Source organism: Cyanobacterium sp. IPPAS B-1200, from assembly GCF_001747005.2.
GTDB lineage: Bacteria > Cyanobacteriota > Cyanobacteriia > Cyanobacteriales > Cyanobacteriaceae > Cyanobacterium.
Genome location: NZ_CP182899.1, coordinates 1,198,787 through 1,225,768 on the forward strand (window position 1 = coordinate 1,198,787; position 26,982 = coordinate 1,225,768).

Annotated in this window: 31 protein-coding genes; 13 read left to right on the forward strand and 18 right to left on the reverse strand. The window is 38.9% G+C overall.

The genetic code is table 11. From position 1 onward, the window contains the following. Positions 1–113: 113 nt before the first annotated feature. Positions 114–794, forward strand: coding sequence for a tetratricopeptide repeat protein (locus A5482_RS05580; RefSeq protein ID WP_083260420.1), 681 nt, complete (start codon positions 114–116; stop codon positions 792–794). A 62-nt stretch (positions 795–856) separates the two neighbouring features. On the opposite strand, the gene A5482_RS05585 is transcribed toward A5482_RS05580, so the two are convergent. The 10 genes from A5482_RS05585 to A5482_RS05630 form a co-directional block, all read right to left on the reverse strand. After that, on the reverse strand, positions 857–1,165 hold the full coding sequence (locus A5482_RS05585) for a hypothetical protein (protein WP_069790763.1): 309 nt from the start codon (positions 1,163–1,165) through the stop codon (positions 857–859). Positions 1,166–1,227: 62 nt separating this feature from the next. Further along, a complete protein-coding gene (locus A5482_RS05590) occupies positions 1,228–2,007 on the reverse strand; it encodes a fimbrial biogenesis chaperone (RefSeq protein WP_083260421.1) in 780 nt (259 codons plus the stop codon). Positions 2,008–2,110: 103 nt separating this feature from the next. After that, positions 2,111–2,650, reverse strand: coding sequence for a hypothetical protein (locus A5482_RS05595; protein WP_069790764.1), 540 nt, complete (start codon positions 2,648–2,650; stop codon positions 2,111–2,113). 330 nt (positions 2,651–2,980) lie between these two features. Continuing rightward, positions 2,981–4,819: a ferrous iron transport protein B gene (gene feoB / locus A5482_RS05600; protein ID WP_069790765.1), complete on the reverse strand. Its 1,839-nt coding sequence runs from the start codon at positions 4,817–4,819 to the stop codon at positions 2,981–2,983. Between the two features lie 70 nt (positions 4,820–4,889). Continuing rightward, on the reverse strand, positions 4,890–5,135 hold the full coding sequence (locus A5482_RS05605) for a FeoA family protein (RefSeq protein WP_069790766.1): 246 nt from the start codon (positions 5,133–5,135) through the stop codon (positions 4,890–4,892). Positions 5,136–5,212: 77 nt separating this feature from the next. Beyond that, the gene (gene cynS / locus A5482_RS05610; protein ID WP_069790767.1) at positions 5,213–5,653 is read right to left on the reverse strand and encodes a cyanase; all 441 of its coding nucleotides are present in this window, start codon (positions 5,651–5,653) and stop codon (positions 5,213–5,215) included. A gap of 114 nt (positions 5,654–5,767) precedes the next feature. Then, positions 5,768–6,199 carry a nuclear transport factor 2 family protein gene (locus tag A5482_RS05615; RefSeq protein WP_069790768.1) on the reverse strand — a complete coding sequence of 144 codons (432 nt, stop codon included), beginning with the start codon at positions 6,197–6,199 and terminating at the stop codon, positions 5,768–5,770. A gap of 81 nt (positions 6,200–6,280) precedes the next feature. After that, positions 6,281–7,153 (reverse strand): ABC transporter ATP-binding protein, encoded by an 873-nt coding sequence (locus A5482_RS05620; RefSeq protein WP_069790769.1) that lies wholly within the window; start codon positions 7,151–7,153, stop codon positions 6,281–6,283. 2 nt (positions 7,154–7,155) lie between these two features. Next, positions 7,156–7,971: a nitrate ABC transporter permease gene (gene ntrB / locus A5482_RS05625; protein WP_069790770.1), complete on the reverse strand. Its 816-nt coding sequence runs from the start codon at positions 7,969–7,971 to the stop codon at positions 7,156–7,158. Positions 7,972–8,070: 99 nt separating this feature from the next. After that, the gene (locus A5482_RS05630) at positions 8,071–9,687 is read right to left on the reverse strand and encodes a CmpA/NrtA family ABC transporter substrate-binding protein (protein ID WP_069790771.1); all 1,617 of its coding nucleotides are present in this window, start codon (positions 9,685–9,687) and stop codon (positions 8,071–8,073) included. 234 nt (positions 9,688–9,921) lie between these two features. Here A5482_RS05630 and A5482_RS05635 point away from each other — a divergent pair, with 234 nt between their 5' ends. Then, on the forward strand, positions 9,922–11,043 hold the full coding sequence (locus A5482_RS05635; protein ID WP_069790842.1) for a histidinol-phosphate transaminase: 1,122 nt from the start codon (positions 9,922–9,924) through the stop codon (positions 11,041–11,043). A 162-nt stretch (positions 11,044–11,205) separates the two neighbouring features. Then, the gene (locus tag A5482_RS05640; protein ID WP_069790772.1) at positions 11,206–13,320 is read left to right on the forward strand and encodes a tetratricopeptide repeat protein; all 2,115 of its coding nucleotides are present in this window, start codon (positions 11,206–11,208) and stop codon (positions 13,318–13,320) included. A 75-nt stretch (positions 13,321–13,395) separates the two neighbouring features. On the opposite strand, the gene A5482_RS05645 is transcribed toward A5482_RS05640, so the two are convergent. Next, a complete protein-coding gene (locus tag A5482_RS05645) occupies positions 13,396–14,715 on the reverse strand; it encodes a PQQ-dependent sugar dehydrogenase (protein WP_069790773.1) in 1,320 nt (439 codons plus the stop codon). A 112-nt stretch (positions 14,716–14,827) separates the two neighbouring features. Then, positions 14,828–15,658, reverse strand: a complete 831-nt coding sequence (locus tag A5482_RS05650; protein ID WP_069790843.1) for a peptidylprolyl isomerase — start codon at positions 15,656–15,658, stop codon at positions 14,828–14,830. A 178-nt stretch (positions 15,659–15,836) separates the two neighbouring features. Here A5482_RS05650 and A5482_RS05655 point away from each other — a divergent pair, with 178 nt between their 5' ends. Together A5482_RS05655 and A5482_RS05660 are read left to right on the forward strand one after the other, a co-directional pair. Continuing rightward, positions 15,837–16,976: an AbrB family transcriptional regulator gene (locus A5482_RS05655; RefSeq protein ID WP_069790774.1), complete on the forward strand. Its 1,140-nt coding sequence runs from the start codon at positions 15,837–15,839 to the stop codon at positions 16,974–16,976. A 244-nt stretch (positions 16,977–17,220) separates the two neighbouring features. After that, entirely contained in the window at positions 17,221–17,532 is a 312-nt protein-coding gene (locus A5482_RS05660; protein WP_069790775.1) for a hypothetical protein, read from the forward strand. Positions 17,533–17,615: 83 nt separating this feature from the next. Here the strand turns inward: A5482_RS05660 and lpxA are convergent, their stop codons facing one another. The 3 genes from lpxA to gmk form a co-directional block, all read right to left on the reverse strand. Beyond that, positions 17,616–18,413, reverse strand: a complete 798-nt coding sequence (gene lpxA / locus A5482_RS05665; RefSeq protein ID WP_069790776.1) for an acyl-ACP--UDP-N-acetylglucosamine O-acyltransferase — start codon at positions 18,411–18,413, stop codon at positions 17,616–17,618. Between the two features lie 23 nt (positions 18,414–18,436). Continuing rightward, positions 18,437–18,916: a 3-hydroxyacyl-ACP dehydratase FabZ gene (gene fabZ / locus A5482_RS05670; RefSeq protein ID WP_141712674.1), complete on the reverse strand. Its 480-nt coding sequence runs from the start codon at positions 18,914–18,916 to the stop codon at positions 18,437–18,439. A gap of 146 nt (positions 18,917–19,062) precedes the next feature. Continuing rightward, positions 19,063–19,635 (reverse strand): guanylate kinase, encoded by a 573-nt coding sequence (gene gmk, locus A5482_RS05675; RefSeq protein ID WP_069790778.1) that lies wholly within the window; start codon positions 19,633–19,635, stop codon positions 19,063–19,065. Between the two features lie 220 nt (positions 19,636–19,855). Here gmk and rpmB point away from each other — a divergent pair, with 220 nt between their 5' ends. Next, complete coding sequence (rpmB, locus tag A5482_RS05680) at positions 19,856–20,101, forward strand: 50S ribosomal protein L28 (RefSeq protein WP_069790779.1); 246 nt, start codon at positions 19,856–19,858, stop codon at positions 20,099–20,101. 45 nt (positions 20,102–20,146) lie between these two features. Here rpmB and A5482_RS05685 read toward each other — a convergent pair whose 3' ends face one another. Continuing rightward, positions 20,147–20,407 carry a hypothetical protein gene (locus A5482_RS05685; protein ID WP_069790780.1) on the reverse strand — a complete coding sequence of 87 codons (261 nt, stop codon included), beginning with the start codon at positions 20,405–20,407 and terminating at the stop codon, positions 20,147–20,149. A 365-nt stretch (positions 20,408–20,772) separates the two neighbouring features. Between A5482_RS05685 and rpmH the strand changes: the two genes are divergently transcribed. From rpmH to A5482_RS05710, 5 genes are all read left to right on the forward strand, one after another. After that, on the forward strand, positions 20,773–20,910 hold the full coding sequence (rpmH, locus tag A5482_RS05690; protein WP_069790844.1) for a 50S ribosomal protein L34: 138 nt from the start codon (positions 20,773–20,775) through the stop codon (positions 20,908–20,910). 51 nt (positions 20,911–20,961) lie between these two features. After that, positions 20,962–21,333, forward strand: coding sequence for a ribonuclease P protein component (gene rnpA / locus A5482_RS05695; RefSeq protein WP_069790781.1), 372 nt, complete (start codon positions 20,962–20,964; stop codon positions 21,331–21,333). Then, a complete protein-coding gene (locus A5482_RS05700; RefSeq protein WP_069790782.1) occupies positions 21,323–21,715 on the forward strand; it encodes a PH domain-containing protein in 393 nt (130 codons plus the stop codon). Before rnpA ends, A5482_RS05700 begins: the two co-directional genes overlap by 11 nt. Before the next feature lie 187 nt (positions 21,716–21,902). After that, on the forward strand, positions 21,903–23,051 hold the full coding sequence (gene yidC / locus A5482_RS05705; RefSeq protein ID WP_069790783.1) for a membrane protein insertase YidC: 1,149 nt from the start codon (positions 21,903–21,905) through the stop codon (positions 23,049–23,051). Positions 23,052–23,063: 12 nt separating this feature from the next. Next, positions 23,064–23,552: a Jag family protein gene (locus A5482_RS05710; protein ID WP_083260424.1), complete on the forward strand. Its 489-nt coding sequence runs from the start codon at positions 23,064–23,066 to the stop codon at positions 23,550–23,552. Between the two features lie 32 nt (positions 23,553–23,584). Here A5482_RS05710 and vapC read toward each other — a convergent pair whose 3' ends face one another. Together vapC and A5482_RS05720 are read right to left on the reverse strand one after the other, a co-directional pair. Next, positions 23,585–23,983: a type II toxin-antitoxin system VapC family toxin gene (gene vapC / locus A5482_RS05715; protein ID WP_069790785.1), complete on the reverse strand. Its 399-nt coding sequence runs from the start codon at positions 23,981–23,983 to the stop codon at positions 23,585–23,587. A gap of 2 nt (positions 23,984–23,985) precedes the next feature. Beyond that, on the reverse strand, positions 23,986–24,177 hold the full coding sequence (locus A5482_RS05720) for a type II toxin-antitoxin system VapB family antitoxin (RefSeq protein WP_069790786.1): 192 nt from the start codon (positions 24,175–24,177) through the stop codon (positions 23,986–23,988). 122 nt (positions 24,178–24,299) lie between these two features. Here A5482_RS05720 and A5482_RS05725 point away from each other — a divergent pair, with 122 nt between their 5' ends. Both A5482_RS05725 and ftsH read left to right on the forward strand, forming a co-directional pair. After that, positions 24,300–24,827, forward strand: coding sequence for a YceD family protein (locus A5482_RS05725; protein WP_369816731.1), 528 nt, complete (start codon positions 24,300–24,302; stop codon positions 24,825–24,827). 241 nt (positions 24,828–25,068) lie between these two features. Beyond that, on the forward strand, positions 25,069–26,916 hold the full coding sequence (ftsH, locus tag A5482_RS05730) for an ATP-dependent zinc metalloprotease FtsH (RefSeq protein ID WP_069790787.1): 1,848 nt from the start codon (positions 25,069–25,071) through the stop codon (positions 26,914–26,916). The last annotated feature ends 66 nt before the right edge of the window (positions 26,917–26,982 follow it).

The following is a 26,982-nucleotide window of genomic DNA, read 5'->3' on the forward strand; positions in this document are numbered from 1 at the left end:
AAAGACCTATTTTCAAGCTAAAATCGAGCTATTCTGTCGGGGATGGTTTGGTCATGAAATTACTGTTTAAGTATATTACTTTTTCTCTAGGGTCGTTATCGATTTTCGCCTTAATGATGTTAACTTCTGTTAAGCCCGTTCGGGGAGAAGTTGATATGGTCCCAGAGGTTTTATTTGAGCAGGGAGTTAATCTAGGAGAATCGGGAAACTATCAATCTGCCATCGAGGTTTTTTCCCAAGTTATCATTCTTTCTCCTTTTGTGCCAGAGCCTTATTATAATCGTGGTTTATCCTTTGAGCGTCTCAATCAATTTCAAAGGGCGATCGCAGATTACAACCAAACTTTACAATTAGATCCTGACTATATTCCTGCCTATCTCAACCGAGGCAACCTTTTCAGTCTTCAAGATGACCACCAACGGGCGATCGATGACTTTAACCGAGCCATCAATCTTGATCCTAATTATTTCCGTGCTTATTATAATCGTGCCAATAGTTACTTTTATATCGGTGAATATCAAAAGGCGATCGCCGATTACAACCAAACCCTCATCCTCAATCCCCATTACTACGACGCTATCTACAATCGAGGACTAACCCATTATCAAATGGGCAACCTAGACTCCGCCCAAAAAGACCTCTTTCAAGCCGCCAGAGCATATCTAAACCAAAACGATAAAGACAGCTACCTAGAAGCCCTAGAAAGAATCCAAGAACTAGAATTATCTACCAACACCACAAGTCACATTCCCTCCTTATTAAGAGGGGCTAGGGGGGATCAAACCCTACAATGAAAAACCATACCAAACTCTCCAAACAACAAAATTCCCCCTTAATAAAGGGGGACTAGGGGAGATCATCTTCTATCAAAAAATACTGTATCAACCCTATCATTGAAGAAAAAAATCGAGAGAGGATCTAAAAATATATCCATCTCCCGAAAAGTCTCAAAGGGAGGCAAAATTATAATCGTGGTATGAGTGTTTGCTTCTACCACGGGAGGTTCACGCATAGTTTGCGCATAACCTTCGGTGGCATTAGGTTTAAGCTCAATTCTTCGTGGCGAAGATGACACTAAGTTCTTCTCAACATTAGTCGCTCCAACCTCAACGCAACTAAATACACTAAAAACCAACACAAATCCCCACTTGATTAATAAACTCATAACGAGCCTCCTATCATATCAAGGTATTTTCCCAAGCCCATGACAGCCTCAAAAAACCATGATTAATTAGCTTCCAAAGTAGCCACCAACTCCCCAACAGGTAAACCATCAGGCAAAGGCAAAATGAATTGACGTTTACTGCCAGCCAACACAAAAGCCCCTTTATCATCTTTAATTTCAGTACCTGCAACGGTGATACTATTTTCAGGATTAGTTGGTGAAGAAATAGCCAGACTTAAATTATTAAATAACCCTCGTCTGTTGCCCTGATTTTCAAAAGTAACTGCCAATTGCTCTTTACCATCCGCCCCTGTTTGACGGGTAATGCTATCCACCACAATATTCGCACTAGCTCCATCAGGAGTCACATAAATTAGGGGGATATAGGTAACAGTAACATTTAAATTGACCACAATACCTGTAGGATTAGAGTTTTCTACCTGCCGTAAATTGATAGGTAACTGCTCAAAAACCGCCTTATAAATCAATTCGTGGTCAGGTTCAGGATCTCCTAACCATGTCACCCTCACTGCTTGCCGTTGTCCGGGGTTGATAATCATTTGAGGGGGATAAACCAAGAAATCTTCTTCCTCTTCCTCCTGAGTCTCGGTACCATCAAGGGCAACACCCCATTTCATCATCTTTACCTGTACCGCCACAGGCTCAGTGCCAGTGCTGGTAACATAAAAATTTCTCATAATACCCCTACCAGAAGGGCGTAACTCTACAGATGAGGGGGTTAGTTGAAAGTTAGATCCAGCCCAAGTGCGGGGAATATTGACTAGATTTGCACTAACCATAAAGGCTAATAAAATAGCCCATTTATTTTTTATTTTTAGCATTTATTTGCCTCCCTTTTTGTCTTGTGAGGCAGAAAGGATTTTGTTGATTTCACTTTCTACCTAGAGATTAAATTATGTAATTATAATTTTCGATTTTGAACTTTTAAGGAGTTACAGGGGTTACAAGTTTTAAAGTTATAGTGTCCGTGTAATTCTGTGCAATTACTTTTATGTCCGCATTGGCATCAAGTTCAATTTCTAGAGGTGTAATTACATTATCAATAGGAACACCATCAACAGTACCACTATCTAGGGTTGTCGGTGTGGTTGAGTTGGGTGTTTGGTATGCACCTACTCCAAGTCTTACTTGATAAGGAATGCTCACAGTAGTATTTGTTACTCCTAGCAACGATCCATTATTAGTACTTGCTGCTGTAATTGACCATGCGCCATCCACATTATTGGTGTAGTTCACATCTGCAATTTTTAGATGCTGTACTTTCGCACCAAAGTCAAAATCAAAGTTTTCTAGTCCCCCTCCACTAATTGTAAGCACTACTTTTTGGTTTGCTGTTCCAGTTACCCCTAAGCTATCACTAGGACTTATTTCATCTGCGGCAAAAACAGCAGCAGGGGCGATCGCACTTACACCAAATACCAAGCTAGAAATCAAACCTAAACGGCTAAAGCTCTTAATACTCATAATTTTATCTCCGTCCAATGACTTGTTAAGTGTGTTTGTAGGGCATCGCTTGTCAGTCACTAGAGTTATTTTTTTGTTTGTACTTCTATGTTATCTATTTTACCAATCAATAGCCTGCGTTTAAACACTCATCTTTCGTCAAAAACAAATAAGCTATTTTCTATGTATTTTCTGCATATAAGTCCAGTGTTAATACTTACTTTATTACTTTTCTGCATAAATAACTTCAGTGTATATATTTTTTACACATAGCTATGTAACAATCAACAGACTTTGATGAAAAAGCATTTTAGTGGGAGTAGGTGTTGAGTATTGGACACTATTAGAGATTTAGTCAAACCCTAAAAATAAAGCCCCCCGATAAAAAATAAATGCCATCCCCCAAGCATAAGCAAGAGAAAAAATAAGGGAAAATATAGTAAACCCCCATGACTTCGACTCAGCCTTTACCGTGGCGACGGTAGTTAAACAAGGAGTATAAAGTAAACAAAAAACACAAAAACTAATGGCGCTACTAGGGGCAATAGTTAGAGCAAACTGAGCAGTTAACGCCGATGTACCCATACCGTAGATAGTAGCAAAAGAACCCACCACAATCTCCTTAGCAATAAACCCAAAAATCAAAGACAAAGTCAAAAAAGGATTGATGCCGATGGGTTCCATTATTGGTGCTAAAAATACCCCCAACTGTCCGCCCCAAGTATCCAAACCCGTTGCATTTTCAGGGAAATAAGTTAAAAACCACACCGCCACACAACCGATGATAATAAAATTTGTCGCACGGCGTAAAAACTCTTTTACCTCTCCCCATCCTCTCAATAAAACTTGTTTTGCAGTGGGTAATCTGTAGGGAGGTAACTCAATGACAAAAGGTTCTTTACTTTTAAATTGTTCCGTTTTACTAAAGATAAAAGCCACCAAAAAACTAGCAACAAAACTAAGAATATAAAGAAAAAATAAGACAAAAGGACCTAAATTGATTGGAAAAATTGCCCCAATTATAAAGACAAAAACTGCTAACCTTGCCGAACATAAAGCAAAAGGAATAATTAACATGGATAACATCCGCATAGGGCGAGAGCGAATAATTCTCGTACCCATCAAAGCAGGTACATTACACCCAAATCCCATCATTTGCATCACAAACGCCCTACCATCAAGCCCCATTTTTGCCATGAAAGCGTCCATCAAATAAGCCGAGCGAGATAAATAACCACTATCCTCCACCGCCGCCATCACAAAAAAGAAAATCACGATTAAAGGTACAAAAGAAGCTACCGTTGCCACCCCTAACCACACTCCATTGAGAAGAAAACTTTGGATAATATCGGGGAATGGGAAGATAATAGGCTCGATAATTTGTTCACTCATCCAAGTAGTAGCCATGTCGATGACATCTTGGGATGGTAAACCTACATACCAAATCAGGAAAAATACCCCCAACATAGAGGCAAAAAAGATAGGAATGCCAAAAATAGGGTGGAGTAAAATATTGTCTAGGGTTTCGGTAAAGGTTTTAACTTCCTCCGAGGGCATTCTTACTGCTTCTTGGAAAATATCTATTTTTTCTTGACTATTGATAGGATTATTTTTGAAAAAATCACTAATATTTTCTAATTGAAAAGATTCTTGTTTATCTAGGATTGTATTATTTATCTCGTCTAAAACTTGGTTAATTCCTTTGTTATATTTCGCACTGATTAAAAAAACAGAAAGTTCTAACTTTTTAGCCAGTTTTTCCTGATCAATTTCAATACCATAACGCTTTGCTTCGTCTGCCATGTTTAACACCACCATACAGGGCAAACCAAGGGCTTTGAGTTGCAAAATAAGGTTTAATTGTCGATCTATCTGGGAAGCGTTAATAATCAACAATACTAAATCAATGGGAAAATCCGTTAAAAACCTTTGCACAATGGATTCATCTTCAGAGAAACCCTCTAAGTCATAGATACCAGGTAAATCGACAATTTCCACCGTTTGCCCTTGAATATCTATCTCTGCTTGTAACAAATCAACGGTAATACCTGGCCAGTTGCCCACATAGGCATTCATCCCCGTAAGACGATTAAAAAAAGTGGATTTACCAGTGTTGGGTTGTCCGATGAGGATAATTCTTTTTTGGGCATTACCAGAAACAGTTTTTATGGCGGAGTGACAGGTTTGCATAGGTGTTTTTTTATCAAGGGTTTAAATGTTGGAGTTGAGTAACCACCCTTATTAAAGGGGGCAGGGGGCATCATGTTATTTTAACCATGATTAAATCTGCTTCTATTCTACGAATAGCGATAACTGTAGTGATTCCCACTTGTACCTGTAATGGCCCTTTAAACCAAAATTTGCGTAATATTTTAACGGACGTACCCGCCACCAAACCCATGGCTTGAAGTCTATTTACGAGCAATTTACCGTGATTTCCTGTAACGATATGATCAACGATCGCCCTTTGCTGGTAATTTAGAGAGGATAAAGGAACAAGATTCATAGAGAAGGAATAGGGATAAAAAAAGAGAGATGGAAAACCACCCCTCTATATTATTCTACAAATTACTTAAACTTGGGTTACCATTTCTTGTAAGGTAAGAACTTACCACACATAACCACCTGGACGCGATCGCCCTTAGGATCTTCAACTTTTTCCACATCAAGAGTAAAATCGATCGCACTCATGATACCATCCCCAAATTTTTCATGGATTACCTCCTTCATAGGCATCCCATACACCTGCATGATTTCATAAAAACGATAAATCAGAGGATCAGAAGGAATCACAGGATCTAAAGAACCCTTGAGAGGGGGAACAGTCAACTCCTCCGCCAACTCCACAGGTAAACCCAAAGCCTCCACCAACTTTTTAGCCTCAGCCTCATCGGCGCTCGCCTGACGATAAATCACCGACGCAATCCAAACCTCATCTCGTCCCAAAAGTTTTTCTAACTCAGTAAAACTAACGCCTTTTGCCTTTTTAGCCGCCAATAATTTTTCAGTAATAGGTGCAGTCATTTTATTTTCTCCTTATTTGTTGATTTGTAAATAAATTGTTTTATTCGTACTCCCCCCTTATTAAGGGGGGCTGGGGGGGATCTAACCCCTAATATTTGCGGTGAGGAGGGAAATCTAACCCCTTTCCCAAAGGAACTTACGATCCGATTCACCAATAACAAGATCATTGATACTAGCAAATCGATATTGCATTAAGCCATTTTCCGCAAATTCCCACATCTCATTACCATAGGCACGATACCACTGGTTAGATTGATCATGCCATTCATACTCAAACCGCACCCCAATGCGATCGCCCGTAAAAGCCCATAACTCCTTGCGTAAACGATAATCCAACTCCTTCGCCCATTTACGGTACAAAAAAGCCTTAATCTCCTCCCTACCAGACACAAACTCATCACGATTACGCCATTGAGAATCAACAGTGTAAGCCAAAACAACCTTTTCAGGATCCCTCGTATTCCAAGCATCCTCAGCCATCTTGACCTTTTGCTTCGCTGTTTCTAGGGTAAAAGGAGGAAAAGGGGGTTTCGATTCCGTTGACATGATTATCTTTATATATTTGTTCAAATGATTTTCGTTTACACCCCTCACTTTCTGGGAGAGGGGGAGGGGGTGATAACAAGACTAACCCACCGCCCTTGCTTCCTCCACAGCACGGGTTTCTCTGTATAAATGTTCCTCCATAGCCACCTTCAAATCATGGTAGGCAGGATGATCTTCCACCTCAAAACGATTACGGGGACGGGGAAAAGGCACATCCAACACCTGAGCAATACCCGCAGCGGGCCCCTTAGTCATCATGATAATTTTGTCCGATAGTAACAAAGCCTCATCAATACTGTGAGTAATCATTACTACCGTTTTACGATGTTCTTCCCAAATTCTCTCGATTTCTTCCTGCAAAAAACCACGGGTAAGAGCATCTAATGCCCCAAAAGGTTCATCCATCAACAAAATCTCAGGATTAATCGCCAAAGCTCTAGCAATCCCTACCCTTTGCCTCATACCTCCCGATAGCTCATGGGGATGTTTTTTCGCTGCCCCCTCAAGGCTTACCAACTGCAAATGCTCCTTAACAATTCTCTTCAAATTAATCGCAGACATCTTCGGGTAAACCGTCTCCAGAGCAAAGCGGATATTTTCTTCCACCGTCATCCACGGCATGAGGGCATAATTTTGGAATACCATACCACGGTCAGGTCCTGGCCCCTCGATGGGTTCTTTGTTCATCATTACCGAGCCTGTGGTGGCAGAAGTCAAACCCGCGATAATACTCAAAAGGGTTGACTTACCACAACCCGAAGGGCCAATAATACTAACAAAAGTATTATATTCAATATCGAGATTGATATTTTCTAGGGCGACAAAGGTTTTTTTCTTGGTGCCAAATAGTCCTGTTTTGGTAGAGAATACCTTGGATACTCCCCTTAAACATAATTGGACGCTTTCTGGTGCTTCAAGACAAGTTAAATATTCTGGTTGAGTTGATACAGTCATTATTATTGTTTACCGAAAGAAACGAGTTTTTCAAGGAAAATAAAAATTTGGTCAAGGATTAAACCCACGAAGCCGATAATGATAATGGCAACGATAATGTTGGGTAAATAGAGATTATTCCATTCACTCCAGATAAAGTAACCTAAGCCAGTACCTAAGAGCATTTCCGCTGCTACGATTACTAGCCAAGAAATACCCATACTGATTCTTAATCCCGAAATAATATTAGGTAAAGCAGCAGGAATAATCACTTTAAAAATAGTTCGCCAACGGGAAGCCCCCAAAGTTCTAGCCACATCAAGATAATCGGAGTTAACGTTAGTTACTCCAAAGGCTGTATTTACAAGGGTGGGCCAAATACTACTGATTAAGATAATAAAGATACCTGTTTTTTCGGAATCTCGGAATAGATATAAACCCAAAGGCAACCAAGCCAAAGGAGATACAGGTTTTAGTAACTGTACATAAGGATTAAAGGCTTTAGCAGCAATTTTGGAAATACCAATTAAAATACCCAAAGGTACAGCAATAATAGAAGCCATGGTATAACCGATCGCAACTCGTCGTAAACTGGTCAATAAGTTCCAACCAATACCCATATCATTAGGGCCATTGTTAAAAAAAGGATTGGTAATCCACCACCATAACTCTTTTAGGGTTAAAGAAGCCGTGGGCATTCCTTGGGAAAAAAGCTCCATATTTGCTCCAATTTCCCACAATGAGAGAAAAATTCCGAGGGAAATCATAAATATCCCCAGCGCCCTTATATTCTCACTTTCCAATAATTGTTTAAATTTATTTTCTTGGACTATAGTCATTTTTTTACAAATTTTGTTGTATTTCTCGTCAAACCAAAAGGAAAAATCTGAATTAGTTTTACTCCCCCCTTATTAAGGGGGGCTAGGGGGGTTCAACTCCTAGAATCCATACTCATCAATTTGAGCCTGTATGTATTCCTCTGGATTTTGAGGATCAAATTCATCAAAGGCAAGGGTTTCATTGCGGTAAATATCATCAGGGGGAGTTTGTCCCAACTCTTCCGCCAATTCCCTCGCCAAATCGGTCAAAAATACATCTTGTCCAATTTGATCATAGTTACCATCAGCTACCAATTCAGCGGCTTTACCATCCCCAGAAATATCCCAACGAACTAACTGAGAAGTGATCCAATTAGCGAAACTCTGCCAAGGATAGGGATCGAAGTCGATGCGATCGGGTATATTAAAAGTATTGCCCAAACCATCCTCAAAGTTGCCTGTCAATACCGCTTCGACCACTTCTACGGGTTGATTGAGGAAGGCTCTACCAGAGATTGCTTCAGCAATTTGTACTCTATTTTCCTGTACCCTAGCGTAGTCTGTGGCTTCGATAATGGCTTTGTTTAAAGCTCGGAAGGTATTAGGATTATCACTGATCCAAGTGTCACTAGCGGCAAAAGCACAACAGGGATGACCATCCCAAATATCCTTGGTAAGTTTATAGATAAACCCAGCCCCTTCAAAGACGGCTCTTTGGTTAAAAGGATCAGGCATCAAAAAGCCATCAATATCCCCTGCCACCAACTGAGCAATACTGTCTGGGGGTGGTACAGGGCGAATGGTAACATCGGTATCAGGATTAATCCCCCCCGTAGCTAGATAATATCTAAGTAATAGGTTGTGCATGGAGTAGGGGAAGGGTACACCCAATACAAATCCCCTAAAGTCTGCTGGCCCATTGACATTGCCTCTATGTTTTTCGGCGATGGTGATGGCTTGACCATTAATATTTTCAATACTGGCTAGTTTTACTCCGAAGGTTGCCGAACCTAATCCCAAAGTCATAGCGATGGGCATGGGGGCTAACATATGATAGGCATCTAGTTCCCCTGCGATCGCAGAGTCCCTTACCGCACCCCAACTAGGCATTTTTACAACCTGAGTATTTAGACCATATTTTTCATAGAAGCCTAAAGGCTCAGACATAATGATAGGGGTAGCACAGGTAATGGGAATAAAACCCACTTTCAAATCAGTTTTCTCCAAGCCTGACACATCCACAGGAGGTGCATCAGGATCAACCGCTGTATCCCCACCACCATTCCCACAAGCATTTACAAGGGTGACAAGGGCGGCACCAATAGCCACATTTTGTAAAAATTTACGACGACTTACTTCGCCATTACGAATGGCATCTCCGAAAAACTGTCCAGCCTTGGGCCCAAAAGCCGCTGAGAAGGCATTATCTAAACCTCCAGCTTGTTTTGCCAATTCCAAAATCAATTTTTCACGCTTGGGGCTACCTTTCCCCGCCATTTTCAAAAATAACTCTTTTCTTAATTCTGCTGAACTAAGAGCATCTGCAATATCAAACGTTTGGGGTTTGTATACCCCCATCTTCGTCAAGTCACTAATCATGTCCAAAGGGTCACTGGGCATACTTTCCATAAATTGCCAATGATCTTGACTGGCATGGAATTTACCACATTTGATACAAAGATTTTCTACTCCTCTCCATTCGTCTCGCTGAGATAAAACCGTCTTTGTTAATCCCATGTCTTTTTGTATGAATATATGAACTGAATATGTGCATTAAACGGTTTTTTATTTGACGTCACTGTATTCTTTGATACCTTTATCCCCTTTTTTTACACAATTAATTGCAATTAAAGGATAATTTATACGCAATATTAAAATAAACAAATATGTTTATTCCCTACTAAATCTTGGGCAAGGGGTCAACATTCCCTTGTTATAATGTATGTCTATGTGTCTGTTTTTTATAGTTCAATGACCACCAATAACTTATCTTTTATTCGCCCAGATTTATTGAGTCTTAAGGCTTATCACCCTACACCCGTTGATGAGAGCCAAAATTTAGTTCGTTTAGATGCCAATGAAAGTCCTTTAAATTTGCCGTCAGAAATTAAAGCAAAGTTAGCTTCTATTTATGATCAAAAAGTAACGACGAATCGTTACCCTGATGGAGGTCATTTTAAACTTAAAAAATTGATTGCTGAATATGTGAATGAGTCAGCAAATTTGGCAGGGGAGATTAAAACCAGTCATGTATCGGTGGGAAATGGCTCGGATGAAATTATCCGCTCTATTTTAATCGCTACTTGTTTGAATGGACGGGGTTCTATTTTGGTGGCAAATCCTACTTTTTCTATGTATGCTATTTTGGCAGAAACTCTGGGGATTCCTGTGGTAGCGGTTAACCGTCATGAATCAGATTTTAGTATTAATTTAACGGAAGCTAATGAGGCGATTAATAATCCAACCTCTGCTCCTGTCAAGGTGGTTTTTGTGGTACATCCCAATTCACCGACGGCAAACTGTTTAACTCAGGGCGAGATTGATTGGTTGAAGGGTTTACCTAATGATATTTTGGTGGTTATTGATGAGGCTTATTATGAGTTTGCTGGGCAAACTTTAGTGTCAGAAATTCTTGCCCATGATAATTGGATAATTACTCGTACTTTCTCTAAGGCTTTTCGCTTAGCGGCTCATCGGGTGGGATATGCGATCGCCCCTAGTCCTATTATTGAAGTATTAGAAAAAATCAGATTACCTTACAATCTCCCTACCTTCGCTCAACTCGCGGCTGAAGTTGCGATAGAAAATAGAGATTTAATCTTACCTTCTGTTAAACAGATAATGAGAGAAAAAGAGAGGGTTTATCAACAGTTGAAAACTAACGAAAAATTAAAAGTGTGGCATAGTGACTCAAATTTTATATACTTAAGGTCAAATATTAACCCCTCCTCAGAAAATCATAATCATATTATGAGCCAGTTAAAAGCAAAAAATATTTTAATTAGACATACGGGCGGAGGATTAAGAATTTCCATTGGTACCGAAGAAGAAAACGATCAATTATTATCTGCAATAAACGGAATAAGTATGTAGAAATAATTTACTCTCCTTATGCTTCAAAAGTTAACATTAAGTCTCTAGGGGTAGATAACTGTTTTATAAGGTGCAAAAGTCTCTATTAATTGAAATTCTAAATGAATTGTATATAAATTATGCCGAAATGCTAAAATCGAATTTTAGCCCCATGGTTGAGCGATGAGTAAGTGCTTTAATCCTGACTGCCTAACGGAAAATTATCCTAAGGATGATACTTGTAAAAATTGCGGATCTAAATTATTACTTAAAAATCGTTATCGTGCCGTCAGAATTATTGGGGAAGGGGGATTTGGTCGAACCTTTTATGGTATTGATGACCAGAAAACAGCGGGATCTAGGTGTATAATTAAGCAGTTTTTGCCCCAAGCCCAAGGCACGAGTAATAAGAAAAAGGCAAAGACTCTTTTTGCCCAAGAAGCAAGGCAATTAGAAAAATTAGGCACTCATCCACAGATACCGAAGTTTTTTGATTACTTTACCCAAGATGGTCGTCAATATCTATTACAAGAGTTTGTTGATGGAGATAATCTAGCTCAGGAGTTGGCTTTGGAGGGGGTTTTTGATGAGGGAAAAATCCGAGATTTATTACTTAATCTTTTACCTGTATTAAAGTTTGTCCATGAAAATAAAGTTATTCACCGAGATATAAAACCAGAAAATATTATCCGTCGTCGCAGTGATAATCAGTTATTTTTGGTGGATTTTGGAGCGTCAAAGGTGGTGCAAAATGTTGATTTGGCGATAACAAGTACGGTAATTGGTTCTGCTCAATATTCGGCACCAGAACAAACCTTCGGTAAGACAAATTACTATAGTGATTTGTACAGTTTGGGGGTGACTTGTCTTCATTTGATGACTGGGGTTGAACCTTTTGATTTGTTTGATACGAGGGAAGGGGAGTGGATATGGCGAGATTATTTACTTAATAACCCCATTCAAAATGATTTGGCGAGGGTGTTGAATAAGTTGGTAGAAGGAGCTAGTAATAAACGTTATCAATGGGTGGATGAGGTATTGGATGCTTTGAAACAAAAAGAGGCTGAAACGTTAATTTCTCTGGAGGCTAAATCATCGGCTAATTTATATTTTGAACGGGGTAATCATTATTTGGAGTTGCAGGATTATAAAAATGCGCTAGATTGTTTTGAGAATGTGATACGCATTGATCCTAACTATGGTTTTGCTTATCAAAGAAGGGATTTTACTTCGATGCAGTTGGCTAAAATAAGTCGTAAAAATAATTTATCTTTGAGGGTACAAAAAATGTTGCAGTTATCTCCTTTGGTGGTTTCTGGGGCGATCGCCTTTTATGCTTTTTTACCAACTTCTGGGGGGGTGGTTGATTATATCAATCCCATGGAAGCTGAGTCGGTGGAAGTTCCTTCCTCTAATTCCTCGGTAGGTTTAGAACCTTCACGATATTATGAGTTGGGCAATAGAGCTTATGATGAGCAACGTTACAATGTGGCTATTATTCATTATAATTCGGCTCTTCGAGGAGATCCCAATTTTGTGGATGCTTATAATAACCGTGGTATTTCCCATCATGCCTTGGGAGAATATCAAGAGGCGATCGCCGATTATGAACGTATTATGGAATTAGATCCTAGTTACATGAGGGCTTACTACAATCGTGGTAATGCTTATAAATCCCTAGGAGAAGATCAAAAAGCGATCGCCAACTATCTTCAAGCCATAGAGTTAGATCCCACCTATACCAATGCCCATTACAATTTAGGCAATATTTACCGAGAGATAGGAGAAGCACAAAAGGCGATCGCCCAATACGATAAAGTCATTGAAATTGATCCTAACTACAAAAATGCTTACTACAATCGAGGTATTGCTAACTATAGCTTAGAGAATCATGAACAAGCCATAAAAGATAATACCGAAACTTTACGCATTGATAACACCGATACCAACGCTCTGATTAATAGAGGAAATTCCCACTTCGCCCTCGCCAATTATCCCCAAGCTATGGCAGACTACAACAGAGCCATAGAATTAAAACCAGATTATCAAATTGCCTACTATAACCGAGGTAACGTTTATCGAGTTTTAGAAAATTATGATTTAGCTATCCAAGACTATCAAAAATCTATCGAATTAAATCCTAATCATCTCGACTCCTATAATAATATGGCTTTGTCCTACGAAAAAATGGGTAATATTGATAGAGCAATAGAAGAGTATCAAAAAGCGATCGCCATTAACCCCAACTATCAACTAGCCATAGACAATCTCAACCGCTTACAAAACAACAACCCTTAAAATTCTTAGCCCTTGTTTCTCCCCTTGATGAGGGGAGATGTCCATCAGCACAAAATTTCAGAGATATTCAGACTGCTACTTACCCACATACTGCACACGATAAATAACATCATTTGCCTCCTCCGTAAATAACAAACTACCGTCATCCAAAACCAAAACTCCCACAGGGCGCCCCCACGTCGAAGGATTTGAGGAATCCGTTAAAAATCCCGTCAAGAAATCTTCATAGTAGCCCCTAGGCTCATTATTCTCATCAAAAGGAATAAATGCCAATTTATATCCCGTTGCCTCCCTGCGATTCCAAGAACCCCGAAAAGCCACAAAAGCCCCATTTTGATATTTCTCAGGAAAAGTATCTCCATCATAAAACGCCATTCCCAATGCCGCAGAATGAGATTGAATTAACACCTCTGGCATAATCGTACGACTCACTAAGTCTGGATTAATGCTTTCTCCACTGTTATCAGTATGACGAGGATCTAATAATTCGGGAGTAAAATAACTATAGGGCCAACCATAAAAACCCCCCTCCTGCACACTGGTAAAATAATCAGGTACTAAATTATCTCCCAAACCATCCCTCTCATTAACCGTAGTATATAAACGATTAGTCAAAGGGTGAAAATCTAACCCCACAGGATTTCGTAAACCAGAAGCAAAGGTTTCTTGATTATCACCATCAAAATCCATCGTTTGAATAGAAGCCCTCGGCAACTCCTCCACATCATTATTAGAACGAGAGCCAATGGAAACATATAATTTATCTTCCGTGGGAGATACCATCACATTTCTTGTCCAATGTTGGTTATAACCACCCCCTGGCAAAAGGGCTATTAATTCTCCTTGTCCTTCTAACTGATTTTGCCCATTAGTATAACCGTAACGTCTAACTCCATTATGATTTCCTAGAAAAAAATAATCATCAGTAAAAGCCATACCAAAAGGAATATCTAAACCATTACCCGAATCGGCAAATACAGATTTTTGATCCGCCACTCCATCATTATTAGTATCCTGTAAGCGAGTAATGCGATTATCCCTTGTTTCTGTTACCAAAACATCCCCTTCTGGGGTTAAATGCAACCAACGAGGATTATTTATGCCTTCCGCATAAACGTTCACCTCAAAACCTTCTGGCACATTAAAAACACGCTCCGAGGGAATGGGTAAAATTTTAGCCGGTGCAGAGACACTGTTTGTTTCAAAAGGCTCTGGTAATTTTTCTATATCAATGATTATGGGTTCAGGATTGAAGTTGTTGGTAGAAAGTACAGGAATATCATTAGTGTTATTGCTATTATTCGAGGACTGTAAGGCAACTTGTTCTCCTTCTTCAAGGTTACAAGCTCCTAGGGTAAGTAAAATTAAAGGTAACAAGTATTTTAGTTTCATCATGAATAAAAATATCTCAACTTTTACCCACGATAACTTATCGCCATTTCGCAACGTGTAACCACAAGCCTACAAAAGTAATTCCTAACCTTAATGGATCTTGGTAGTATTTTTTTTAGGATTGAGGAGGATTTGCTTGGAAAACTTGACCATTTTGATTATTGCCATTCATTAATGGTGATGGCTCACTATCAGGTAGAGAAACAGAAAAGTTTTCTAAATAAAATTTAACCTGATTTTGAATTTCCTTATTAAGCCAATTATTGAATAACTCCTCCATCAACCTTCTCGCTATGTTCATATCTAATTGAGCTGGAATATATCTTTCTAGCCTCAAAATAACCACCCATTCACCAATTCTTACGGGAGCTAAAACTTTCCCTTGTTGGGCAGTCATCAAAAGTTGGGCAATTTGGGGATGGGGTGTCGTTAATTCTACTGGGCCAACTATCCCTCCAGTCTCTGCTTCACTCCCTTGGGAAAACTCCTTGGCAAGGACTGCAAAATCCTGTCCGTCATCTTGGATTCTGAAAAATAACTCTTGGGCTTGTCCTACATTTTTAGTTCTAATGAGAGAATATATAACCTTATCTAATTCTCTTTTCCTTCTTAGGTAATAGGATTCTAATTGAGGTGCAAAAGTTTTTTCTTTGAACTTATCTAATTTTATACCCCTTAAAATTCTTTTTTCTAATTGTTCAAAAGTTAGATAGTTTCTTTCTAGCCATACTTTTAATTGTTGCTTATCGTTAGGAGGAATTTTCATTTGGTTAAAAAACTGTTGATAAGCCATGTTTTTTTCCTCTGGGGTACATTCAATATCGGCGATCGCACTGTCTAAAATAATCTCAGTGGCTAAAGGAATAATAATTTGTTTCTGAGCCAAAATAGAAAATACATTTTCTTCAGTTACTTTGTAATCACCAATTTCGATATAAGAACCCATAACCATTTTTAAAACTAATTTACCCTTATCAATACTACAATAACTTGACCTTTTCTCTTGATGGGTTATCATCGCAAAATTTTAGGGTCAAAAAATCAGCACAATTCCTTAACCTAAAGTTAATAATTGTAATTTCTTAACCTAAAATTAATATAGGTTCGATTATCCACACCACGAAATGACAAAAACTCTCACCATTGATAATGGGGAAATTTTCGCTCTTTGCAGTTTATTTTTATTGGCGTTAATATTTTCTTTTATCTTTGACTATCTCCATTTTCCCGTAGCTTGGTTTTTAGTACCCTTATTAGTAGCCATTATTTTTTCCATTGTCAAAGGCAAAATAGAATCGTTTCCCCATTCTGTGGGAGTCGTAGGGCAAGGAATGATTGCGGTGGTAACGGCGAGTCATTTTTCCTTAGATAGTTTAATCAACGCCCAAAACTATTTATTTCCGCTCTTAGGAGCAATTTTTATCACAGGAATATTTAGTTTATTAAACGGCTTTTTACTGTGCAAAATCGCCAAAATAGATCCTTGCTCTAGCTTTTTGGGTTCAATTCCAGGGGCAGGCTCAAGTTTGGTGGCCATGAGTGAAGAAATGGGAGCAGATGCGATCGCCGTTACCGTATTACAATATGTCAGGATTCTATTAGTATCGTTGATAGTACCCAATATTGTCGCCTTTTACTTTTCTACCCCGATTTTAGCTACCCCCATCGTAGAATCATGCAACCCCGAACTTTGTTTTACCCCTACCAATAATTTACTTATCACCGCCGACTTACCAACCTCCCTTCTAACCGCTATTCTCAAAACCCTACTAATTATTGGCACCGTCACCATCGCCATTCAAGTCGGCAAACTTATCAAACTGCCATCCAACCTTTTTCTTGCTCCCTTTTTTAGTTGTCTCCTCCTATTTTGGTTTATCCCCACCACCATTCCCCCCACAATATTTAGTATCGGCTTATTTTTCCTTGGCTTATCTACGGGGGTAAAATTTGACCTAAAAATAATCAACAAACTACTAAAAGCAGTGTTAGTTGAGACAGTGTTAGTAATTTTATTAATTATAATCTGTTTTCTTATTGGTTACGAATTCCATCAAATCACGGGACTAGACTTGATGAGTTGCTTATTAGGCACTACCCCAGGGGGTTTGAATACCATGACAGCCACTGCCCTAGAGTTAGGAGGAGATTCGGGGATGGTTTTGACTATGCAAATGATTCGGATGTTTTTTATTCTTACTCTTTCCCCTTTCTTTGCGGGAACTATTTTACAAATGGATTACCCCCACCATGAAGGTAATTGATACTAAATCATAGCTCTTATTCTATTAAGACTCTTATGAACAAGGGGTTTAAACCCCTTGCCTAAATCGATTTAATTATGCCCACTTACTTAATTGTTTATTGTCAATTGTTACATGGTGAACAATACTAAACTTTACTAATAATCCGATTTGGTACGATACAACCTTTGTTAATTTTGGTTGAACGGCGATGAACTTAAGTTAAATTTTGAGTATAAGAAGAAATTTAATACTAAAATAATCGATGAAATACTTTTTTTTAACAGAAGGTTGGAGTTATAATCGAGTGTGGCAAACTGGAGGTTTATGGGATGCTATCACTTGGCGTCGCCCTCCCCATATTAGTTGTCTAAGAATTGGTATCGAAGAAAATGGAGAGGTTTTGTGGCTTTATGAAGTGGAGGATGCTGTTTTGATGATTGAAGTCAAACCTTCTACTCCTGCTGCTAAAAAAAATAGTAGTGTTGGTCAAGTGGTGTTAAAAAGATTAATTGATTCTACTCAGGTAATTGATGCCCTTGTAGGTGCCAAAAAAGTTGTCAATGAAAATAGTTAAGGTGCGCTGAGAAACCTGTTTCGTAAAGGTTAGGAATGGGGAATGGACAATTATTGTTTTGATTATCCATTCTCAATTATTATTTATTTTTTATTACCAGGAATAGGGCCTCTGCGGGATGAGTCGGTGCTAGAAGTAACCATAAAATCATAGAGGGTTTTGATTTTTTCATTAACTGCTATGGATGATAATTTTTCTAGGGCATGGGCAAGGGTTAATCCTGAGCGATACAGAATGCGATAAGCCTCTTTTAGTTCTTTAATTTCTTCTGGAGTGAAATTATTTCTCTTGAGGGCGACACTATTTAAGGCTCTCACCCTTGAGGGATTTCCTTCTACTAACATAAATGGTGGTACGTCCCTTTCAATGCGACTCATACCCCCCAACATTGCCATGGTGCCGATGTGGACAAACTGATGGACTCCTAACATACCACCAATTACGGCCTTAGAATCAACCTGTACATGACCAGCTAAACTGACGGAGTTGGCAATGACAACCCTATCTTTGATGATGCAATTATGGGCAACATGAACGTAAGCCATCAATAAATTATCGTTACCGATTATGGTGTATTCTCCTTCGGCGGTGGCTCGGTTTAGGGTAACAAATTCACGGATTAAGTTGCGATCGCCTATTTTTAACCCTGTCTTCGCTCCTTTATACTTCAAATCTTGGGGATCTAAACCAATGGCGGCCCCTGGGTAAATTTTATTGTCAGCACCAATTTCCGTATCACCTTGGATAACGACATTAGCACCGATAATGGTATTTGCTCCAATTTTTACCCCCGCCCCAATCACGGCATTAGGTTCAACGGTGACGGTAGAATCTAATTCTGCCTTTTTATCAATAATCGCTGTAGGATGTATCACGGTTATTTAAAATTGTATTAACGATTAAATTAGTCGAGCAAAGAAAATAACATTTCAGCCCTCACGGCTAGTTGTCCATCAACCAAACCTTGCCCTTGCATTTTAGCAATACGATTACGTTTGAAAGATAATAGTTCCACGGTCATAATTAATTGATCTCCTGGTACTACGGGGCGACGAAAACGTACTTTATCAATGCCCCCAAAGGCGAAAAATTTGCCTTTCATTCCGGGTAACAGGGTAAGAATGACTCCCCCCACCTGAGCCATGGCTTCTATTTGTAATACTCCTGGCATTAGGGGTTTACTGGGTATATGTCCGGGAAAGTAGGGTTCATTGATGGTCACATTTTTTAGACCTACGGCTTTTTCACCCGGTACATAGTCTATGATGCGATCGACTAGCGCAAAGGGATAACGGTGGGGTAATAGCTCTTGGATTTCTTCAACGGTGAAGGTTGTTTGTATTTCTTGTGCTGGATTGGTTTCTGGGGTAGCGGTATTTTCCATCAACTTTTTTTGTCTATTTTCATCAACAATACTTTTTTATCAGGGATGTATCCTAATAAACCCACATAAGAATATCACGATTTTGTCTTTAATTAACAGGTGTTGTGTTCTATGGGGAAAGATTTTGGATTAGGATGGTTTTTCGGTTAATTTACTTCTTGTTTACCAAAGATAATATCTTCTAACTGGGCGATCGCACTTTCTAACTGATCATTAACAATTTTATAATCAAATTCATCTTGGGCAGCAATTTCTTCTTTTGCCCGTGCCAAACGCTTTTTAATGGCTTCCTCGGCATCGTTACCTCTACCCCGTAATCTCCTTTCTAACTCTTCTTCTGAGGGGGGTAAAATGAAGATTAATTGGGACTGCGCAAAATTTTCTTTTACCTGTCTTGCCCCTAATAGCTCGATTTCAAGGATGACGGTTTTACCTTGATTAATCTGTTCTAGGACGGCTTGTTTGGGAGTACCATAATAATTTCCTGCATACTGCGCCCATTCGAGTAAGTTTTCCTCCTCAATCATGGATTCAAATTGAGCCGTGGTCAAAAAATAGTAATCTTTGCCATCTACTTCCCCCGTACGAGGTTGGCGAGTGGTGGCTGAAATAGACACAAATAGCTGTGAATGGGCGCTTAGGAGCGATCGCACCAAGGTTCCCTTACCTACCCCACTAGGCCCTGTAATTACAAATAATTTTCCCTGATTTTTTGACATAAATAAAAATAACTAAGAATTTAGAATTTAAAATTTGTTTTACTGATTTTTGATTGACTATGAGAATTTTTTTGTTCTTTGTCACCCGATTTAAAACAAAAATTCATTTTATATGAATAACCTACCTTGAGGAAATAAACTTGCAGATTTAATCAACATCCTAGTACAATTAAAGGTTGCTGACTAAATTTTAGAATAATTATATATAGGAGATAAACTTATGGCTCGTGTATGTCAATTGACAGGAAGAAGAGCAAACAACGGCTTCTCAATTTCCCACTCCCACCGTCGTACCAAAAGATTACAACACGTTAACTTACAAGACAAAAGAATTTGGTGGGCAGAAGGCGAGAGCTTTGTAAAACTACGTCTTTCTACCAAGGCAATCAAAACCTTAGACACCAAAAGTGTTGGTCAAATGGCTAGGGAAGCAGGAATCGATCTTAATAAGTATAAATGTTCCTAGTTCTTCTTGTTCCTAAGAGTTGAACTATGGTTGGTAAGTGTTGTTTTATTCGGCAAAATTGCGATCGACACTGCCAAAAAATACTGGTTCAACTCTTATTCCTACCACCTCAGAAGGACGAATCACCATATATTCTCCCTGAATGTTTTTGATGGGTACGTTAATAAAATCCTGTGAAGCTGATTTGGGTACTAACTCTCCACTGTACCACTTCTGAAAATCTTGTATGGTGTTAAACTTTACTTCTTCCCTGTGTCCGCTACTGAGCAATAGATGAACACTATATTCGTCGGGTTTTCTTGCCATAATCTAGCCTTCCTGAATAAATTTGAGGTGAACTACACCTGATAATAATATTTTCTTTCCATCCCTCATTTTCAAGGCTTAGGCAGTAATTGTCAATTAGTTTTTATCTTGTTAGGGTAAAAGGTAATAACCATGGCTGAATTTTAAATATCTGACGTTATGTACTCATTTATAAGTTAAGTTTTATCTGTAAATTTTAACAAGGGGCTTAAGCCCCTTGCCAACTCCTAGCCCTTTGCCAACTCCTAGCCCCATTCCCTATTTCCTTTTCCAGCCATAATTAGATTGTCTATGGACGGGAAATAGCATTGTGTCTTATAATGAAAGATGCTGTTTTTTTTACAAAAGATTACAAGGAGGAAAAATTGAGTAAGCATACTTTAAACGGAACTAGACGTAAACAAAAAAGAACTTCAGGTTTTCGTGCCCGTATGAGAACCAAAGATGGACGTAAAGTGATTCAAGCACGTCGTAGTAAAGGAAGACAAAGATTAGCTGTATAAGACAATTGATTCTTTTTTTACCCGTCCAATTTATTTATCCTCTAAATTCAAGTGGGATTATCGTCACGACATCGACTTAAAAAGCGGTCGGATTTTCAAACTGTTTATCAGCATGGTATTCGCCGCTATAGTCGTCATCTGATTATTCGGGCTTTGCCCATCATGGTTTCAGACTCATTGGTATGTCCTATTTCTACAAAGCTAGGGATTTCCATTAGTCGTAAAGTTAGTAAAAAAGCCGTAGTGCGCAACCGCATCAAAAGACAGATAAAATCTGCTTTCAGGTCTTTACTTCCCGAGATTTCTTCTAACTGGCTAATCGTGATTACAGTTAAATCTGATGCCAGAGAATGCAATTATGAGCATTTTTTGAGAGAATTGAAAGAGTTACTAATTAAAACAGATATTATCTATGGGAATTAAAGAGGAAGTTTATTATGAAGGTGGCCCCCATGTAGGGGATCTGGTTTTTAATGTGTTATTGGCTTTTACGGTCATTTGTTTACCTTTGACTGTGGGAGCGATCGCCCGGGCTATATGGTTACGTTATCGTATTACTGACCGTCGTATTTCTGTTACTGGGGGATGGCAAGGGCGCGATCGCACCGATATTATTTATTCTGAAGTGATCAAAGTAGTAAAAATCCCTAGAGGTTTAGGTCTTTGGGGTGATATTGTCGTAACTATTAAAGATGGAAGTCGTTTAGAATTACGGGCTATGCCTGATTTCAGAAACGTTTCTGATTATATCGCTCAAAAAGCGGCCGATAAAACTGGTAGATCCTTAGAGGCGATCGCACCTTAGATAATTGAAAATGGATAATTGAGAATGGATAATATTATTCTTTATTTATGGGATGACTTACCGATGCGACGCAAAAGTTTAGATTAATTTTAATAATCAATTATTAACCATCAATTATCCATTAAATTTGTCAATGGTTCATCGTACACTGTAAATTATTAGCATATAGTAAGGAAATAAAATAAAAATGGATTTTGGTATAGGTTTTATATCAACAAACATCATGTTGCCAATCCTAGATTTTTTCTACGGGATTGTGCCAAGCTATGGTTTTGGAATCATCGCTCTTACCCTTGTGGTACGTTTAGGAGTATATCCCCTCAGTGCAGGACAAATCCGCAACATGAGAAAAATGCGCATCACCCAACCCTTGATGAAGCAAAAACAAGACGAAGTTAGAAAAAAATATAAAGATAATCCCCAAAAACAACAGGAAGAAATGGGGAAAATTATGCAAGAGTTTGGTAACCCCCTCGCTGGATGTTTACCTCTTTTGTTACAAATGCCCATCCTATTTGCCCTTTTTGCCACCCTCAGAGGATCACCTTTTGCCAATATCAACTACAATGTCGATGTGCAGATTTTTCCCCAAGAGCAAGTAGAGCGCATTGTACCCCAGTATTATAGCACCAAAGCCCAAAACGTTTTTGTCAGTGATGGAGTACATAACAAAATTGCCGCTATCATTCCCACGGGTAATAAATTAGTAGTGGGTGAAACCGAGAAAGTAGAATTTCAAACCCCCGAAGGTAAATCTCTCCAAGAATTACTAACTCAATATCCTAACGGTGAAGACATTTCACCCCATTGGGAAGTTACCAAAGGACAAGAAAGAGTTTCTATCGATGAAAATGGAAATATTACAGCCCTAGCCACAGGAGATGCCACCATTCAGGTAAGTTTACCAGGTATCGCTGCGGACAAGGGCTTTTTGTTCATTGAAGCCTTGGGACGCATTGGAGTTACGGGAGAGGACGGAAAAATCCACTGGGATATTTTGGGAATGATTATCTTTTTTGGGGTGAGTATTTACCTCAACCAAGAGTTGTCTGGTGCAGCGCAGCCTAACACTGGAAATGATCAACAAAAAAATATTAACAAGATTACTCCCGTTATTTTCTCTGGGATGTTTTTATTCTTCCCTCTTCCTGCGGGGGTATTGATGTATATTGTTTTGGCTAACGTATTTCAAACGATCCAAACTTTGATTTTGATGCGTGAACCTTTGCCAGAGAATATTCAAAAAATTCTCGATGATCAAATTAAGGCAACCAAAGGCAGGGAAGCAATTCCTTTTGAGAAAAAAAGTAAAAAGAAAGAGAAAACTTCAGGTTAAATAATACAGATTATGGATGAACAAGTCCAACGGGGCAAACAGTGGTTAGAAACTCTACTCAAGTTAATGAATATTCCTGCGGATGTGCAATTGGGTAGGGTGGAAGAAAATGACAAACAGGGGGTTTCCTGTTGGTTAACTATTGATGAGGCTAATCTTGATCAAAGTCAGATTAATGCTTTAATTGGCAAGAAAGGGGATACTATCGATGCGGTTCAATATTTGGCTAATTCTTTATTAAATATTGGTTTGGGTGATTCTGCTCCTTGTTTTTTTACTGTGGAGTTGAATGGTTATCGCATTCGTCGTCAAGCGGAATTAGTGGCGATCGCCCAAAGTGCAGCCGCTAGAGTCAGGGACACTGGCATTCCAGAGGAAATTAAATATTTATCCTCCGTAGAAAGGCGACAAATCCACAGTATCCTCGAATCTTCTGATGATTTAACCACCGAAAGTCAGGGAAATGAACCCGAACGGCGATTAATTGTCAAATTACGTTAGATTGTTTTAAGACGGGCTTTTTGCCCGTTTTTTTATTGATCAAAAATAAAAGTTTTTAGAGGGCGAACTTTTTTGATAGTTTCAAAATCCTTATCATTGTGGATTAAAATTAGGTCATGACGAAGAGCTAATTGAGCAATACAACAGTCAATAATACTTCTTACGGTGAGTCCTTTTCGTCTTAATTCATAAAAAATTCGAGCGGAATGAACAAAGTTATCCGGATTTTCCAAAATATAGTCTTGTTGACAAAGATAAAGTTTTAATAGTTGCCATTCTTGTTCGTTTTTTGCTCCCTGTAATAATTCTATTTGCGTAAAATGGGTTAAAAAAATCGCCTCATCTTGGATATGATTTTCTAATTTCGTCTTTAATATATTACTTTTATCTCTAAAAATATTTACTAATGTAGAAGTATCAATTAAATACATTTTTATCTAAATTCTTTATAGTTATAATCCTCCGCAAAATCAATTTTTCCACTAAGATCTAATAAATTTAACTTTTTTTTATTCCGAATTAATTCCTTTAAAGCCAAATTCACTAACTCTTTTTTTGTTCTAACATTGGTTAAACTAAACGCTTCTTCAATTAATTTATCATCGAGATCAATGTTTGTTCTCATGGTTTTTATAGATTATGTGTAATTATATGTGTATTATACACTGTTTATTACACTAACAAACCATAAAATAAAGTGACAATAGCTCTTTAACTGTAAAGAATTAACCCAAATCTGCTAAATTAATGATTGATGAATCAATGACGGTTAAAAGGATGGAAAGAATATATATTCCCCAATTGCTAAAAATGCCCCAGCAAATGGATAGGTTCACCTTCAAGGAAAATATCAAGGGTTTTCAAACCTTAACCCCTATCAAGGGTACTTTTGCTATACATCATCGGGGAGGTTTTTTAGAGGTAGAGTTGACCGCTGATACTATTTTGACCCTAAAGTGCGATCGCTGCCTAAAAACCTTTAACCATCGCCTCGAAGTAGATACATCAGAAATTATCTGGCTCAGTGATCAATTTGAAGATCCCGATAACTTACCCCTAGAAAGGGAAATATCAGGAGATGATTTATGTGAAAGTCTGCCCCCAGATGGCTATTTTGAGGTGCAAGAATGGGTTTATGAGCAACTATCCTTAGCTTTACCCCTAAGACAAGTCTGTAACAACGAAGATTGTGAACCCCCAACCATTGATGAGAGTGCCACCATTACCGATAGTCGCTGGGCCGCCCTTACTGCTCTTAAGTCATTAGGTCAATAAAATAGTCTATGGGAGTAGGTTAGCTGGAGGTCTAAAATCCACCATTAATCAAAATTGTAGTTAGAGGTTGTTTTATTGATGATACAAAACATTGTTCAACTACCATCAGCATTTAATTTTTAAAATAGGCTTACCTATTCCCTATTTTCCTTCTTGTCATAAGACTTTTTGGCAACATCTTATAATGAAAGTAGTTATTTTAATTTACCAGCGCACTGAGCCTTATATATAAAAAATAGAAATGTTAAATAATAATTCCCGTAAAAGAAAAAAATCTAATCGAGTCCTTACCCTAATCATTAGTAGTCTTTTGTGGGGGCAAACCCTCGTCACAGGGGCAGGAGTTGCTGTGGCACAAAATCGAGAGGAAAATCAACAGTTTAGTTATAGTGAACTACTCACAAGAATTGATGCAGGAGAGGTTGAGAGAATCCAAATAGATCCAGAAACCAATGTGGCAAGGGTGTTTTTAGCAGGGGGAGAGGAAGATAACCCTGAAATTGTTTATTTATTCAATGATAATCGTGAGTTAATTAGTCTTATTAGAGATAAAGATATTGATTTTGCCGTGCAATCTTCAGGTGCTTCTGCTTCGGCGGTTATCGGCAGTGTGCAGTTGGCATTATTGTTATTTTTAATCATTGGTTTATTCGTCTTGATTCGGAAATCTGCTAATTCTGCGGCGGGAGCCATGAGTTTTGGTAAGTCCAAGGCAAAATTTCAGATGGAATCCGAGACAGGGGTACAGTTTCAGGATGTGGCTGGGGTCGAAGAAGCTAAAGAAGAATTACAAGAGGTGGTAACTTTTCTTAAAACTCCTGATAAATTTACGGCTATTGGGGCAAGGATTCCGAGGGGTTTATTATTGGTAGGGCCTCCCGGGACGGGTAAAACTTTGTTGGCAAAGGCGATCGCAGGGGAGGCAGAAGTTCCATTTTTTAGCATTTCTGGCTCAGAATTTGTGGAGATGTTTGTGGGAGTTGGGGCTTCACGGGTAAGAGATTTATTCCGTAAAGCCAAGGAAAATGCTCCTTGTTTGGTATTTATCGATGAAATTGATGCGGTGGGCCGACAGCGTGGTAGTGGCATTGGTGGAGGGAATGATGAACGGGAGCAAACCCTTAATCAATTGTTGACGGAAATGGATGGTTTTGAGGGCAATTCAGGGATTATCGTTATCGCTGCTACTAACCGCCCTGATGTCCTTGATAGCGCTTTGTTGCGTCCAGGACGTTTTGATCGTCAGGTAATTGTGGATTATCCTGATTTAGAAGGACGTTTAGGTATTTTAGATGTCCACGCCGCTGATAAGAAAGTTAATGAAGAAGTGGATTTAAAGGCGATCGCCCAGCGCACCCCCGGATTTTCTGGGGCAGATCTTGCGAACCTGCTCAATGAAGCGGCCATCCTTACCGCCCGTAAACGAAAAGACTCCATTACCATGGCAGAAGTAGATCAAGCCATCGACCGAGTTATCGCAGGGATGGAAGGCACTCCCCTCGTGGATAGCAAAAGTAAACGATTAATCGCTTACCATGAAGTAGGACACGCCGTAGTCGCCACCCTCACTCCCGGCCATGATCCCGTAGAAAAAATCACCCTCATTCCCCGAGGACAAGCCCGAGGCTTAACTTGGTTTACTCCCGATGAAGAGCAGGGCTTGGTATCCCGTAGTCAATTATTTGCTCGTATTACAGGTTTATTGGGGGGTAGAGCTGCCGAAGAAATGATCTTTGGGGAAGATGAAGTAACCACAGGAGCGAGTAATGATATTGAACGTGTCACCAGTTTAGCCCGTCAAATTGTCACTAAATTTGGGATGTCCGATTTAGGACCCATTGCCCTTGAAGGGGATGAACAACCCGTTTTCCTCGGCAATGACTCCATGAGTCGTACGGAATATTCTCAGGACATAGCCCAAAAAATTGACTTACAAATTAGAGCGATTGTGAATCAGTGTCATGAAAATGCTAAAACCATTATTAATGAATATCGCCCCGCCATTGATTATTTAGTAGATCTTTTGATTGAGAATGAAACCCTTGACCGTCAAACCTTTGAAAAGGCTTTAGGGGTTCACGGGAAATAATTAACTTTCCAATCCTGACAATATGAGTTAGATTTGAGATCAATAATAAATATAAATAATATCTAA

Bases quoted from the DNA above. Each gene is read 5' to 3' on its own strand.
- A5482_RS05580 (WP_083260420.1), top strand. From the start codon at position 114: ATGATGTTAACTTCTGTTAAGCCCGTTCGGGGAGAAGTTGATATGGTC.
- A5482_RS05585 (WP_069790763.1), bottom strand. From the start codon at position 1,165: ATGAGTTTATTAATCAAGTGGGGATTTGTGTTGGTTTTTAGTGTATTT.
- A5482_RS05590 (WP_083260421.1), bottom strand. From the start codon at position 2,007: ATGCTAAAAATAAAAAATAAATGGGCTATTTTATTAGCCTTTATGGTT.
- A5482_RS05595 (WP_069790764.1), bottom strand. From the start codon at position 2,650: ATGAGTATTAAGAGCTTTAGCCGTTTAGGTTTGATTTCTAGCTTGGTA.
- feoB (WP_069790765.1), bottom strand. From the start codon at position 4,819: ATGCAAACCTGTCACTCCGCCATAAAAACTGTTTCTGGTAATGCCCAA.
- A5482_RS05605 (WP_069790766.1), bottom strand. From the start codon at position 5,135: ATGAATCTTGTTCCTTTATCCTCTCTAAATTACCAGCAAAGGGCGATC.
- cynS (WP_069790767.1), bottom strand. From the start codon at position 5,653: ATGACTGCACCTATTACTGAAAAATTATTGGCGGCTAAAAAGGCAAAA.
- A5482_RS05615 (WP_069790768.1), bottom strand. From the start codon at position 6,199: ATGTCAACGGAATCGAAACCCCCTTTTCCTCCTTTTACCCTAGAAACA.
- A5482_RS05620 (WP_069790769.1), bottom strand. From the start codon at position 7,153: ATGACTGTATCAACTCAACCAGAATATTTAACTTGTCTTGAAGCACCA.
- ntrB (WP_069790770.1), bottom strand. From the start codon at position 7,971: ATGACTATAGTCCAAGAAAATAAATTTAAACAATTATTGGAAAGTGAG.
- A5482_RS05630 (WP_069790771.1), bottom strand. From the start codon at position 9,687: ATGGGATTAACAAAGACGGTTTTATCTCAGCGAGACGAATGGAGAGGA.
- A5482_RS05635 (WP_069790842.1), top strand. From the start codon at position 9,922: ATGACCACCAATAACTTATCTTTTATTCGCCCAGATTTATTGAGTCTT.
- A5482_RS05640 (WP_069790772.1), top strand. From the start codon at position 11,206: ATGAGTAAGTGCTTTAATCCTGACTGCCTAACGGAAAATTATCCTAAG.
- A5482_RS05645 (WP_069790773.1), bottom strand. From the start codon at position 14,715: ATGATGAAACTAAAATACTTGTTACCTTTAATTTTACTTACCCTAGGA.
- A5482_RS05650 (WP_069790843.1), bottom strand. From the start codon at position 15,658: ATGGGTTCTTATATCGAAATTGGTGATTACAAAGTAACTGAAGAAAAT.
- A5482_RS05655 (WP_069790774.1), top strand. From the start codon at position 15,837: ATGACAAAAACTCTCACCATTGATAATGGGGAAATTTTCGCTCTTTGC.
- A5482_RS05660 (WP_069790775.1), top strand. From the start codon at position 17,221: ATGAAATACTTTTTTTTAACAGAAGGTTGGAGTTATAATCGAGTGTGG.
- fabZ (WP_141712674.1), bottom strand. From the start codon at position 18,916: ATGGAAAATACCGCTACCCCAGAAACCAATCCAGCACAAGAAATACAA.
- gmk (WP_069790778.1), bottom strand. From the start codon at position 19,635: ATGTCAAAAAATCAGGGAAAATTATTTGTAATTACAGGGCCTAGTGGG.
- rpmB (WP_069790779.1), top strand. From the start codon at position 19,856: ATGGCTCGTGTATGTCAATTGACAGGAAGAAGAGCAAACAACGGCTTC.
- A5482_RS05685 (WP_069790780.1), bottom strand. From the start codon at position 20,407: ATGGCAAGAAAACCCGACGAATATAGTGTTCATCTATTGCTCAGTAGC.
- A5482_RS05700 (WP_069790782.1), top strand. From the start codon at position 21,323: ATGGGAATTAAAGAGGAAGTTTATTATGAAGGTGGCCCCCATGTAGGG.
- yidC (WP_069790783.1), top strand. From the start codon at position 21,903: ATGGATTTTGGTATAGGTTTTATATCAACAAACATCATGTTGCCAATC.
- A5482_RS05710 (WP_083260424.1), top strand. From the start codon at position 23,064: ATGGATGAACAAGTCCAACGGGGCAAACAGTGGTTAGAAACTCTACTC.
- vapC (WP_069790785.1), bottom strand. From the start codon at position 23,983: ATGTATTTAATTGATACTTCTACATTAGTAAATATTTTTAGAGATAAA.
- A5482_RS05720 (WP_069790786.1), bottom strand. From the start codon at position 24,177: ATGAGAACAAACATTGATCTCGATGATAAATTAATTGAAGAAGCGTTT.
- A5482_RS05725 (WP_369816731.1), top strand. From the start codon at position 24,300: ATGATTGATGAATCAATGACGGTTAAAAGGATGGAAAGAATATATATT.
- ftsH (WP_069790787.1), top strand. From the start codon at position 25,069: ATGTTAAATAATAATTCCCGTAAAAGAAAAAAATCTAATCGAGTCCTT.